Origin of the sequence: Chryseobacterium defluvii, assembly GCF_014204415.1 — a bacterium.
Classification (GTDB): Bacteria; Bacteroidota; Bacteroidia; order Flavobacteriales; family Weeksellaceae; genus Chryseobacterium; species Chryseobacterium defluvii_A.
This window is the reverse complement of sequence record NZ_JACHLE010000001.1, coordinates 1,504,536-1,517,570: the sequence shown is the minus strand read 5'-3', so window position 1 is coordinate 1,517,570 and position 13,035 is coordinate 1,504,536. Positions and strand designations below refer to the sequence as shown.

Sequence of the window (13,035 nt, the reverse complement as noted above, 5' to 3'; positions counted from 1 at the left end):
TGTAAATTAAAATTAAAAATTAGAAAAAATATACAATATTATGAGTAAAATAATTGGAATTGACTTAGGAACTACCAACTCTTGTGTTGCTGTAATGGAGGGTAAAGACCCTGTAGTTATTCCTAATGCAGAAGGGAAAAGGACTACACCTTCTATTGTAGCATTCACGGAAGATGGAGAAAGAAAAGTAGGGGATCCTGCAAAAAGACAGGCTGTAACGAATCCAAGGAAGACCGTATATTCTATCAAAAGATTTATTGGTACTCATTTTAAAGATGATGCCTCTGAAATTTCAAGAGTGCCTTATGAAGTGGTAAGCGGCCCGAATGATACCGTAAAAGTAAAAATTGACGACAGAGAATATACTCCTCAGGAAATTTCTGCCATGATCCTTCAGAAAATGAAGAAAACGGCTGAAGATTACCTTGGACAGGAAGTGACCAGAGCGGTAATTACTGTGCCGGCTTATTTTAATGATGCACAAAGACAGGCTACTAAGGAGGCTGGAGAAATTGCAGGACTTAAAGTAGAAAGAATTATCAATGAGCCTACTGCTGCAGCTTTGGCTTACGGATTGGATAAAGTGGGTAAAAAAGATATGAACATTGTGGTTTTCGACTGCGGTGGTGGTACCCATGACGTTTCCGTTCTTGAATTGTATGAAGTAGATGGCAATGATTCCTTCGAGGTAAAAGCTACAGATGGGGATACGCACTTGGGAGGAGATGACTTTGATAATGTGATCATCGACTGGATGGCTGATGAGTTCAAGGCTGAGGAAGGAGTAGATTTGAAATCTGACGCAATCGCTCTTCAAAGATTGAAAGAAGCGGCTGAAAAAGCTAAAATAGAGTTATCCTCTTCTCAACAGACAGAGATCAACCTTCCTTATATTACAGCTACGGCCACAGGCCCTAAGCACCTTGTGAAGACTTTGACCAGAGCTAAATTTGAGCAATTGGCCCATAGTCTTATCCAAAGAACGATAGAGCCTTGTAAATCTGCCCTTAAGAATGCAGGAATGAGTGTTTCTGATATTGATGAAATCATCCTTGTAGGAGGTTCTACCAGAATCCCGGCTATCCAGGAAGCTGTAGAAAAATTCTTCGGAAAATCCCCTTCAAAAGGAGTGAATCCTGATGAAGTAGTAGCAATAGGTGCTGCTATTCAGGGTGGAGTTTTAACAGGAGACGTAAAAGATGTATTGCTTCTTGACGTTACCCCGCTTTCTTTAGGTATTGAAACAATGGGTTCTGTATTTACTAAGCTGATCGAAGCCAATACTACAATCCCGACTAAAAAATCTGAAGTATTCTCTACGGCATCCGATAACCAGCCGGCTGTAAGCATCAGAGTAGGACAGGGAGAAAGACCAATGTTCAATGATAACAAGGAGATCGGAAGATTTGATTTAACAGATATTCCACCTGCACCAAGAGGGGTTCCTCAGATCGAAGTAACTTTCGATATTGACGCGAACGGTATCCTTCACGTATCTGCAAAAGATAAAGGAACAGGAAAAGAACAGTCTATCAAGATTCAGGCATCTTCAGGACTTTCAGATGAGGAGATCGAAAAAATGAAGAAAGAGGCCCAGGAAAATGCTTCTGCCGATGCGAAGAAAAAAGAAGAGGTTGAGATCTTCAATAAAGCTGACGGATTAATCTTCCAAACGGAGAAACAATTGAAAGAGTTTGGAGACAAACTTTCTGCTGATAAAAAAGCAGCGATTGAAATTGCGGCAGCTGAACTTAAAACAGCTTTCGAAGCTAAGAATTCCGATGATGTGAAAGCTAAAACAGAAGCTTTGGACGCAGCATGGATGGCGGCTTCAGAAGAGTTGTATGCAGCAGGGCAGCAGGCTCAGGGTGCTGATGCCGGAGCTCAGCAGAATACTGGTGGTGCTGGTGCCGGAAGCGAAGATGTGCAGGATGCAGACTTTGAAGAAGTGAAATAATACAGTCTTAGACTGATGAATAAAAAAGAATTCCCCGGGCGAAGCCCGGGGAATTCTTTTTTATTCAATCTGAATCTTTTTGTATTCTTCTATAATTTGTAATTTTCTGTAAACATAGGTTTTATCAATTTTTTTCATCTCTTTTTCATAGAAATCCAGATCAGTTTGGGTAATATTTTTATATTTCCGTTCTAGTTTATTCAGATCTTCTTTTTCCCATGTATTGTCGTTCTTTTGAGCTTTCCATCCCTTAATAAAGGCAAAAACCTGTCTTATTAAAAAATCTCATTTTTTAATAATTGAGTCATATCTTTTCTTGATCCGTTGCATCCCATATGGTAAGTTATAAATAGGGGATCTTCAGAATAAAACTTATAAATGTTTAAAAATCTTTTATCATTTCTTCTGAGAAGTTCTTCACTGGAATATATTCTTAATGAATTACTTCCATGTCTGGCAAAGAAATAAAGCTCATCATTACTGGCAGTTTCAGATAATTTTTTAAAATAATTATAAATTTTGCTTTCTTCACCTCCCCACCCCAACATGGGATGATTCAGCATAAGAAACAGTGTCTAATGGTTTGGCTAATTCTTTCACCTTCTCTGAGATCTGAGCATTCATGAGAATTGCATAGAGGAGAATTATAAAAGTAACCCTTATTTTCATGCATTAAATATAAAAAACTCTCTGAATTATTTATCAGAGAGCTTTTGTTTTTTTTTCAAAATTAGTTCTTACCAAAGAATATTTCATCCTTCTTCTGCTGTTCCAGATAGATTTCCTGAAACTTTACAGGCATATATTCATAAAGAAGATTCCAGTGCTGAAGCTTAGCATGCTTTTTAAAGCTTTCAAATGACCTTACAAAAAGATTTTCGATCATGCCTTTTACATAGGAATTTCCGTTCCTGTACAGCCAGTCCATCAGTTTGATATGGTGGGCAATAATATTGATCCTGGATTCCTCCAGCAGATCCTTTAAGTAATTGATGGTTGCCTGAATGATCCCTGCGAAATTATTTTGCGCTGACAGTTGAATGATCTCATTTCGAAGTGGCGGATAGAAAAATTTTAAATATTCTGTAGCTATTTTTTGATTAATAGTTCTCATTTGTCCGTTCATCATAATTAATACTTTTCAAACTGTTTTATTGCCGCTAAAATTATACCAAACTAAAAATAAATACACCGATAATGACGGCAATGTGAGTTGCCAGTATTTCCATATGGTGCCTGGAATTGGATGTTTCCCATTGTTTCCAGTCAATTTTTTTTCTGATTTTAGATCTCATAATGTTCTGATTTTTGTAATGAACGTGTTGAAAAATGTAATAAAAGTTTTACATGCCATGTCTGTAAATCTGTTTCAGGTAGATCTTCTGCAGATCAAAGGAAATAAGATTAAAAACCACTTTTCTGTACTCCTTGCTGCAAAATACGGTGCAGTTGTCCAGTGAATAGATAAAAGTATTCTCTATGGCATTTCTGAGAGAGGCATCACCGTTTTTATACAGATCATTCATCATCTTCATGCTTTTGAATAATTGTTTTTTCCTGTTTCCCAAAATCATTTTGTTTATGTGATTGGTAAACGTCCGGATGACATTGTAAGAATTTCGGGTTTTGTTTTCTTGCAGCTCATTCTCTATCTCAGGAAATATTTTTGTGATTTCCTGAACAGCCTGTCTATAATTCATTTTTTCTGATTTTAGAAGAGACATACCAATCCTATTCCTTCAAAAATAAGTTTTTATAAATTATTGTAAATAAGTTTGTTATGTGTTTTTTTTAATCAGTTTATGAATAAAAGTAGTGTCAAAATGATAAGGATCATTATCAAAACGAGATACTTACATAAACTTTTTCCGAATTTTTAAGTGGGAATTATTAACCACAAAAGCCACAGAAAGGTTTAAAAATACCCTATATCATTTAATATTTTGAAGATTCAAGATTTACTTTATCTTTTTCAATAATTATATGGAAAAGGTTGGAATAATCATCCTCAGAGATCTCCTCAAAAGGTTTCTTTGCTCCAAATGCTTTCACCATTTCGAGGATGGTATTGGAATGTCCTGCGATAATGACATTTTTACCGGAATATATATTCAGGATCTCTTCAGCCAGTTGCTGATTGTTTTTAGGATCATAATCAGTGATTTCAACGGCATTATATTCTGCTATGGGTTTCAGGGTTTGTTGAGTCCTTTTATAAGGAGTAGAGTAAGCAGCTGAAAACTTTACTTTCTTCAATACCGAGAGCAGTTTTTCAGCTCTTTGTTTTCCGGGCTTGCTAAGATCAGGATTGGTATTGGTCTTATCGGAAATATCTTTTTCTGCATGTCTTACAATATAAATATGAGTTTGCTGAGACTGCATGGTACAGGAAAGAATTAATAAAAAAATAAAGATCAGTTTTTTCATTGTATAGGATGCCTTAAGTTTGATTCTTACAGAGACTAAAATAGGAATTATATCTTAAACTGAAATACAGGGTTTATCTCTTGCTGTCTTTGAAGTTTACTGCTATATTTGTCCCCTCAAAAAAATCGAAAATGTTTTCAAAAATTATAGTTCACAGGGTAGGAAATAAAATCAACGGGGAATCTTTGATCCTTTCTCAGGAAGAATTACAGCTGGATGAGGGGATGGCGGAACTGCTTGAAAACTATTTTTTAGGCGCCTTTAAGACGGAAGAAACCTATCAGTTTTACAGTGATTCTTATTTGGTTAATAATCCTGTTTACAGTGCTGTGTCCGAAATTTTTGATGACAAGGCCAAATTCCTGTGGGAATCTGAAAATATTGCCAAGCACCTTTTTGAAGCGGCAGAAAATCCGAGAGTGCAAGGCGGTGAATTGTTTATTGTGTATTTTGAAGGCGATGGGGAAGGAGCTGAAAAAGTGGATAAGATCGGGATTTTCAAAACCGAAAAAAGAGAATCATTCCTAAAGATATTCCCTAAAAATGAAACCTTTGAATTGGAAAAAGACTTGGGGATCGGATTATCCAAAATTGATAAGGCAGCTTTGATCTATAATAATAACAAAGAAAGCGGTTATGTCCTTTCTGTAGTGGATAACAACAAAAATGGGGATATGTACTACTGGTTTGAGGATTTCCTGAAAGTGAAGCAGCGTGATGATGAGTATTTCCATACCCAGGAGGCCCTTATGGTTTATAAGGATTATATTACAAAACAGCTTCCGCAGGAATTTGAAGTATCAAGGGCAGATCAGGCGGATTTTTTAAATAAGTCTATCAACTTCTTTAAAGAAAAAGAACAGTTCAATCTGGATGAGTTTACCAATGAAGTATTGGGTGATGAGCATGTGATCGAAAGTTTTGTGAATTTCAAAACAGACTACGAGCAGGATATGCAGATCAATATTGCCGAAGAATTCCCGATCAATGAAACGGCTGTAAAGAAAACACAAAGGCATTTCAAAAGCATTATTAAACTAGACAAGAACTTCCATATTTATATCCACGGAGACCGGCAGATGCTTGCACAGGGGCAGGATGAAAAAGGGAAATATTATATGCTCTATTTTGATAAAGAAGCATAAGCTTTTTTGATATTTTGCGGAATCTAAACTTGGCTCAATCATCATAAAACTTTAAAAAATTCGTTATATTTGGTAGATATAAGAATAGTATGAATTTTGTAGAGTGTCATGAAGAACCCATCCATATTCCCGGTTATATACAAAGTTTTGGATATCTGATTGGCATTGATGCAGAGTCATTTTCCATTACTTTTTTCAGCAGGAATATTACAGAAATTTTCAATATCGGGAATATAGAACAGCTTTTCGATAAGAAGATCACGGATTTTCCGGGAAGTTTTCAGAGCATCATCGAGTCAGATATTTATACTTCTTTGCACCGGTTTACCAAAAGAGAGAACGAAACCTATTTTGATAAGATCTTTGTCAGTGATAAAGAATACCACTTCTCCGTTTTCAGGAGCAAAAAGCATATTTTTTTAGAGCTTGAAGAAGTTGTACCTAATCCTAGCAAACGTATTTCTAATAAATATGATAATTTTTATATCATAGATGATGAACAGGAAATATGGGAGCATTTACTGAATATTCTTGCAGGGACTGTGAATTATGACCGGATGATGGTATATAAGTTCATGAGGGACGGTTCAGGGAAAGTAATTGCCGAAAGGAAAAGCGAACATATGGAAAGCTATCTGGGGCTGCACTATCCGGAATCTGATATTCCGAAGCAGGCAAGAGCGCTTTACATGAAAAAAAGAAAGAGGATCTTTAGTAATGTGTATGCCGAGGCAGTTCCGCTTTTGAGTAAAAGTGAAGAACCTGTAGATCTGACTTTTACAGCTTCACGAGGAATGTCGCCTATTCACGGGCAATATGTTAAAAATTCGGGAGCATCTTCAAGTTTCAGTATTTCCATTATTATTGATGACTATCTTTGGGGACTGGTAACCTGCCAGAATTCAGAGCCGAAACACATTGACCTGGAAGACAGAGTGCAGGCCGGAATCTTCACGGCACTCGCCTCGAATGCCTATTCTTCATTTAAATCTAAAAAGGAACTGGAATACCGTCTGGACCTGAATGAGAAAGCCACACAATTAAAAACAGAATTCTTAAAACAAAACTCTTTATTTGATTCTCTGGCAGGAAATAAGACAAGTATCAAAGATTTGCCTGAAGCGGATGGCTTGGCCATTGTTTCTGATGAGGATATTGTGACCGAAGGAATCACCCCTGCATCTGGAACCATTCAAAAGATAGTCCGGTGGGCTTACGAAAATACGAACGAAAGTATCTATATAAACCGGAGTTTTCTGAAAGAATATGGGGAGGATCTGGGATTGGATGAAAGTGTGGCAGGAATCATCATCTATTTTATTGAGCGGAATAAGAATGAAATGCTGATATGGTTCCGGAAAGAGTTCGATGAGCATATCAGCTGGGCCGGAAATCCGGAAAAGGAAATAGCCGTAGTTTCACAAGGCGGAATAGAAAAGCACATCGTTTCCCCAAGAACATCTTTCCGGCTGTTCACCAAAAGTATAAAAGGAAACTCCAAAAGATGGAATTCAAGGAATATAAGTGCCGTGCAGGCTATCCGCGATGTGATCCTGGAGACTTCCCATAAGCAATATAATATCATCAGAAAGCTTAATGATGAGCTAAAAAAGGTGAATGAAGAGCTTGACAGCTTTTCCTATACGATCTCCCATGACCTGGGAACTCCTTTAACTGTTATGAGGCTGAATGCCCAGATGCTTTTAAACAGCCTTACCGACGGTTCGGAAAAGAGTAAAAGTAAGATCAACGCCATCATTGAGGAGATTGATAGCATGGCTGAAATGATGCATGACGTTTTACAGCTAAGTCGTGCCAAATACAGTGAGATAAAGCTAGAAAGCCTTCAGACCAATCTGATGATCCAAAAGATCTCCGAAAATGCCAAAATTACTTTTGAAAGCCCGAAAAGTGAGGTCATCATTAAAGAATGCCCGAACGTTCTGGCAGATAAAACTCTGCTGCATCAGGCCTTTTTAAACATTATCAATAATGCCGTAAAATATTCTTCACAAAAGGAACAGCCTAGGGTAGAGATCGAAGGAATAGAGGATGGATCTTTTGTCACATACAGAATTTCAGATAATGGGATCGGTATTCCGGAAGAAGAAAAACATAAGATGTTCAGGATCTTCAACAGGATGGACAACGCAAAAAAGTTTAAGGGAAACGGAGTAGGATTGTCCATCGTTCACAGAATTATGAAAAGGATAGGAGGGAATATTGAGTATGAAAGCAGCAAAGAGGGAACATCTTTTTATTTAACATTCAAAAAACCTACATTTGAAGATATTTAAACCTTCAATTTCAATATGATATCTGAATATCTTAAGCATCATACAGCGCAATACCATGACGCTGCCGAAAAACTTTTTAATTCTGAAAAAATTTTCAATAAGACCTTCACTTTTGAGGACTATAAAAAGATGGTCTATGCCAATTACCTGATGCTGCAGCATTCGGAAGACCGTATCTTTAATGTCCTTTCTGAAAAATTTTCTGAAAAGCTTCATCTTAAACAGCGGAGAAAGCTTCCCCTCATTGAGAAAGATATTGAAAGCCTGTCCTTAGAGCCGGGATCGGCCGTTATTTCGTCTTTTGATATTGATAATGAGTATGAAGCTCTTGGAATGCTGTATGTGATCGAAGGCTCTACTTTAGGCGGGAATGTGATTGCCAAACAGCTCTCTAAAACGGAGGGTTTTGATGAGGTAACTTTCCATTTTTTCGGATGCTACCAGGAAAATACAGGCTCTATGTGGAAAAATTTCAAGGAAATTCTTGATGCGGAAGTGGCAGAAGAAAATTATGATAAGGTACTCTCTGGTGCTAAGAAATTATACTCTTTTTTGCTGAATACTCATTAAATGTTTCCGTTTTTTTTCATTATTTATTTCGTGCTTAATTATATTCCTTAAAAATTGCTCAACTTTTCAGGAATTATTAAATTTGGGCATCAAAAAACAAATTCAACAAAAAATAGTGAAAATGAAACCGTAAGGTTCCATCATAACCATTAAAAAATTAAAAAAGTAAATATTATGAAAGTAACTGTAGTAGGTGCAGGCGCTGTAGGAGCAAGCTGTGCAGAATACATCGCTATGAAAGACTTCTGTTCGGAAGTGGTTTTAGTAGACATTAAGGAAGGTTTTGCCGAAGGTAAAGCAATGGATTTGATGCAGACTGCATCATTGAACGGTTTTGATACCAAAATTACCGGAACAACAGGAGACTACAGTAAAACAGCAGGCTCTCAGGTAGCTGTTATCACTTCGGGTATTCCGAGAAAACCGGGGATGACAAGAGAAGAGCTGATCGGCATCAATGCTGGGATCGTAAAGGAAGTTACGGCCAATTTAGTAAAACATTCTCCGGATGTGATCATCATTGTGGTTTCTAACCCAATGGATACAATGGCTTACCTGGTACACAAAACTTCAGGGCTTCCAAAACATAAGATCATCGGAATGGGAGGCGCCCTGGATTCTGCAAGATTCAAATACAGATTGGCTGAAGCATTGGAGAGCCCGATTTCTGACGTAGACGGAATGGTGATCGCTGCCCACAGTGATACAGGAATGCTTCCTTTACTAAGCAAGGCTACGAGAAACGGAGTTCCTGTAACTGAATTCCTGGATGAAGAAAAACAAAAATACGTTATTGAAGAAACTAAAGTAGGTGGTGCTACTCTTACCAAGTTATTGGGAACATCAGCATGGTATGCACCGGGTGCGGCAGTTTCTGTAATGGTTCAGGCTATTGCCTGCGACCAGAAGAAAATGATCCCTTGTTCTTTAATGCTTGACGGTGAATACGGAGAAAGCGATATCTGTTTAGGGGTTCCTGCGATCATCGGTGCCAATGGTGTTGAGAAAATCGTAAATATTACCCTGACTGAAGAGGAAAAAGCAAAGTTTGCCGAAGCTGCGAAAGCGGTGAGAGAGGTGAACGGAGATCTGAAGTTTTAAGATAGAATCTTACATAAAAAAGTTTTGGCGCGGCCTAAATGCCGCGCCAAAACTTTTTTATATATAGGAAATATTATTTAAACCAATTTTTGCCCAACTGCAGACGCATTAAAAAATCAGAAAACGAGCTGCCTATTTCCATAAAATCTTTTTCGTTCATGCCTATAAGAGGGCAAAGGACAATTCTGTATTCAGAATCCTTTAAATATTCTATCCCGATAAACTCTCCACCACCATTTCCTCCAATTCCAATTATATTTTTAAGATTTTGAATGATTTCATAATCCTGGTTATATTCAACTAAATCATTTAGATCCCATAGAATGATGTATTCATTTCCAATGAAGTTTTCGCCTCCATAAAAATTTTGCACATACTCACTATAATCATCAGGAAGTTTAAATCCAATCATTTTTTCAATGTCTTCGAAAATTAGGCTAGAATTTTCAGAATTTTCTATGTGTTTTTTCCAGCCATTTTCGATGAGAATATTTTCAAAATCTTTCATTTCATATTTTTACTTTAAAAACAGACGTATCTTGAAATTCATCAATACTTTTAAGAATAAATTTATGAAATTATATTTAATAATGTTCAGTTATTTCCCCAAATATGTATTAGGCACATTTACCGGAATATAATCAATTCCATATGCTCCCTTTAATAAGACAGAAACTGTGTCATAAATTTGCCTTTCAGTCCTCTGGAACTGAGGAAGAAGTCCCATCATAGCATAACTCATAGGGTTGACAGACGGAATAAAAGTCTCCCATTCATAATTTTCCCCCCAAATAAGCCCTTTAACAGTGTAAGTAAGATCCGAAGATTCCGAAATGAGATGCTTCGTGAATTCAAGAAAATCCCCGGAGTTTTGATTAACCGTATGAAAAATGGCTGTATGCCCGCCAAATCCATTTTCATCAATTCCTGCTTTGGTGTTTACATCAAAACCATGAGCGATTAAAACTTTGGCACAGCTTAGATGATTGTATTCAGCACAGATATGAAGCAGTGAAGCCTCATGCAGCGGAGTAAAAGCACAGTTAAAAGAATATTTTCTGTGAATATCGGACGGATTGCGGGTTAGAATTTCTTCCAATGACGATGCATCGTCCGTCAGAACAGCCAAAAGCAGCTGATCATTAAAATCCAGTCCATATTCTGTAAAAACCCTGATACATTCTTTAAATCTTTCCGATCTCAGGTATCCGGTAATGAGTTCATTGATAAGAGGTTTGTCTCTGAAAGTACCATTGGGATCCACTCCGTTTTCAAAACATTCCTTTATCCCTTCCGGAGATAAAACTTCAATATCGTAGATGATTTTCTGAAAATAATCCATAAGATGTTTTTTTAATTACAGGTTGATCGTATTTCATTATCGTTTACCCAATCAAATTTATTGAATTTCAGGTACCTGAAAATAAATATTTTAATTAAAACCACTCATAAAAGCGTCCTGAGTTTTATTGTGTTCAAATTTAATTAGGATTAAAAGTTGCTTAATGATGAAATTTAAATAAAATTTCACTTTACAGAACTTCCAAAACCCGTAAATTTGCTTCCAATAAAAATTTACAGGATGCTTAAGAACATCTCTATTGCGGCGCTTACTTTTTTGTCCGTGATTACCATCAATGCTCAGAGAAAAAAAAATACTTCATTAGAAAGGCCCAAATTAGTGGTTGGTCTGGTAGTAGACCAGATGCGTTGGGATTATTTATACCGTTATTATAGTAAATATGGTAACGATGGCTTCAAAAGGCTATTAAATACAGGTTATTCCCTGAATAATGTTCATATCAATTATGTCCCTACGGTTACGGCTTTGGGACATACCTGCATCTATACAGGTTCGGTTCCGGCTATTCATGGGATTGCAGGAAATGACTGGACGGATAAGGAAACAGGAAAGAATGTGTATTGTACTGCTGATGAAAGTGTTCAACCTGTAGGTACTACCAATACCAGAGTGGGGAGTCATTCTCCAAAAAACCTTTGGTCAACAACTGTGACAGATGAGCTGAGGCTGGCTACTAATTTTCAGTCGAAGGTGATCGGGGTATCTTTGAAAGACCGTGCTTCTATTCTTCCAGCGGGCCATACCCCGACGGGAGCTTTCTGGTTTGATGATTCTACCGGGGATTTCATCACCAGCTCATGGTATATGAACGATCTGCCGCAATGGCTGAAATCATTTAACGCTCAGAATTTACCGGATCAGTTGGTGGCAAATGGCTGGAATACTCTGTTGCCGATCACTCAGTATACGGAAAGCTCACCAGATAATTCTCCTTGGGAAGGATTGCTGGGGAGCTCAAAAACCCCGACTTTTCCTTATACTAACTTAGCTGCAGATTATAAATTAAAAAAAGATAACATCCGTTACACACCATTTGGAAACACGCTGACCCTGAAACTGGCTGAAGCCTCTGTGGAAGGAGAAAAAATGGGCGAAGATGGCATTACCGACTTTTTAGCTATTAACCTGGCATCTACGGATTATGCAGGGCATAAATTCGGGCCGAATTCTATTGAGGTTGAAGATGTCTATCTGAGGCTGGATCAGGATTTAGCTCAGTTTTTTAATTACCTGGATTCCAAAGTGGGGAAAGGAGAATACACGGTTTTCCTTTCTGCAGATCATGGCGGTGCTCATTCCGTAGGTTTTCTGAAAGAGCATAAAATAACAACAGGCTTTTTCGGAGAAGGTATGGAGAAAGAGATCAATCAGAAGCTGAAAGATAAATTCGGGGTTGATCGGCTGATCAATGCTGTTGACAATTACCAGATCTATTTCGACAGGAAATTATTAAAAGACAATAAAATAGAACTGGATGATGTAAGAGATTTCACGATAGAAGAACTTGAGAAGGACCCTACGGTCTTATATGCTGTTTCTGTAAAAGAAGTTCAGGAAGCTACTATTCCTGAGCCTATCAAGCAAAGAATCATTAACGGGATCAACAGGCAAAGAAGCGGTGATATTCAGCTGATTTCCCATGATTCTATGCTTCCGCCTTATTCTAAAACAGGAACTACACACAGTGTGTGGAATTCTTATGACTCCCATATTCCTCTGATATTTATGGGGTGGGGTATTCAGCATGGGGAAAGCAATAAACCTTATCATATGACGGATATTGCACCAACGATCTCCTCCTTACTGAAAATACAGTTCCCAAGCGGAAATATAGGAAATCCGATCACTGAAGCTATCGGAAAATAGATTTATTGGAATAAAATAAAAAACAGACTGTTCTATTTTTAGAACAGTCTGTTTTTTTAAGATCATATCAGCTGCCGAATTTCTTTCTGGTATTTGCGGTTTTGTTTTCTGGCCTTTATAATAAAAAATAAAAGCAGGAAATATAAGAAATAATAATGCACAATATCTGTTTATTCTAATCCTTTAAAGAATGTACTTTAATCAAAGGTGTCGGCCAAAAAATAAGATGCTTCAATGCTGTAACCCTGATATATGCTCCTTGCTAAAGGGGAAAATATGTATTGCAATTTTTTGTGAAAAGGGAAGAGT

General features: G+C 37.3%; 13 protein-coding genes. 6 read left to right on the top strand and 7 right to left on the bottom strand.

Annotated elements, in window-relative coordinates:
• Nucleotides 1-40: 40 nt before the first annotated feature.
• A complete protein-coding gene (dnaK, locus tag HNP38_RS06900) occupies nucleotides 41-1,957 on the top strand; it encodes a molecular chaperone DnaK (protein ID WP_184186546.1) in 1,917 nt (638 codons plus the stop codon).
• Between the two features lie 275 nt (nucleotides 1,958-2,232).
• On the opposite strand, the gene HNP38_RS06895 is transcribed toward dnaK, so the two are convergent.
• The 5 genes from HNP38_RS06895 to HNP38_RS06880 all read right to left on the bottom strand — a co-directional run bounded on the left by HNP38_RS06895 (nucleotide 2,233) and on the right by HNP38_RS06880 (nucleotide 4,384).
• Nucleotides 2,233-2,520, bottom strand: a complete 288-nt coding sequence (locus HNP38_RS06895; RefSeq protein WP_184186531.1) for a hypothetical protein — start codon at nucleotides 2,518-2,520, stop codon at nucleotides 2,233-2,235.
• Nucleotides 2,521-2,687: 167 nt separating this feature from the next.
• Nucleotides 2,688-3,086 (bottom strand): hypothetical protein, encoded by a 399-nt coding sequence (locus HNP38_RS06890; protein WP_184186528.1) that lies wholly within the window; start codon nucleotides 3,084-3,086, stop codon nucleotides 2,688-2,690.
• Between the two features lie 37 nt (nucleotides 3,087-3,123).
• Nucleotides 3,124-3,252, bottom strand: coding sequence for a hypothetical protein (locus HNP38_RS18095; protein WP_262888904.1), 129 nt, complete (start codon nucleotides 3,250-3,252; stop codon nucleotides 3,124-3,126).
• A 48-nt stretch (nucleotides 3,253-3,300) separates the two neighbouring features.
• Nucleotides 3,301-3,657 (bottom strand): hypothetical protein, encoded by a 357-nt coding sequence (locus HNP38_RS06885; protein ID WP_184186525.1) that lies wholly within the window; start codon nucleotides 3,655-3,657, stop codon nucleotides 3,301-3,303.
• Nucleotides 3,658-3,892: 235 nt separating this feature from the next.
• Nucleotides 3,893-4,384, bottom strand: coding sequence for a phosphoglycerate mutase family protein (locus HNP38_RS06880; RefSeq protein WP_184186522.1), 492 nt, complete (start codon nucleotides 4,382-4,384; stop codon nucleotides 3,893-3,895).
• Nucleotides 4,385-4,515: 131 nt separating this feature from the next.
• On the opposite strand from HNP38_RS06880, the gene HNP38_RS06875 reads away from it, so the two are divergent.
• The 4 genes from HNP38_RS06875 to HNP38_RS06860 all read left to right on the top strand — a co-directional run bounded on the left by HNP38_RS06875 (nucleotide 4,516) and on the right by HNP38_RS06860 (nucleotide 9,497).
• Complete coding sequence (locus tag HNP38_RS06875) at nucleotides 4,516-5,529, top strand: nucleoid-associated protein (RefSeq protein ID WP_184186519.1); 1,014 nt, start codon at nucleotides 4,516-4,518, stop codon at nucleotides 5,527-5,529.
• A gap of 89 nt (nucleotides 5,530-5,618) precedes the next feature.
• Nucleotides 5,619-7,826, top strand: coding sequence for an ATP-binding protein (locus HNP38_RS06870; protein ID WP_184186516.1), 2,208 nt, complete (start codon nucleotides 5,619-5,621; stop codon nucleotides 7,824-7,826).
• A gap of 15 nt (nucleotides 7,827-7,841) precedes the next feature.
• Nucleotides 7,842-8,396: a biliverdin-producing heme oxygenase gene (locus tag HNP38_RS06865; protein WP_184186499.1), complete on the top strand. Its 555-nt coding sequence runs from the start codon at nucleotides 7,842-7,844 to the stop codon at nucleotides 8,394-8,396.
• Between the two features lie 174 nt (nucleotides 8,397-8,570).
• Nucleotides 8,571-9,497, top strand: coding sequence for a malate dehydrogenase (locus HNP38_RS06860; RefSeq protein ID WP_184186496.1), 927 nt, complete (start codon nucleotides 8,571-8,573; stop codon nucleotides 9,495-9,497).
• 73 nt (nucleotides 9,498-9,570) lie between these two features.
• Here HNP38_RS06860 and HNP38_RS06855 read toward each other — a convergent pair whose 3' ends face one another.
• Nucleotides 9,571-10,005, bottom strand: a complete 435-nt coding sequence (locus HNP38_RS06855) for an SMI1/KNR4 family protein (protein WP_184186493.1) — start codon at nucleotides 10,003-10,005, stop codon at nucleotides 9,571-9,573.
• A gap of 90 nt (nucleotides 10,006-10,095) precedes the next feature.
• Nucleotides 10,096-10,839: an ankyrin repeat domain-containing protein gene (locus tag HNP38_RS06850; RefSeq protein ID WP_184186489.1), complete on the bottom strand. Its 744-nt coding sequence runs from the start codon at nucleotides 10,837-10,839 to the stop codon at nucleotides 10,096-10,098.
• A 240-nt stretch (nucleotides 10,840-11,079) separates the two neighbouring features.
• Between HNP38_RS06850 and pafA the strand changes: the two genes are divergently transcribed.
• A complete protein-coding gene (gene pafA, locus HNP38_RS06845) occupies nucleotides 11,080-12,726 on the top strand; it encodes an alkaline phosphatase PafA (protein ID WP_184186486.1) in 1,647 nt (548 codons plus the stop codon).
• The last annotated feature ends 309 nt before the right edge of the window (nucleotides 12,727-13,035 follow it).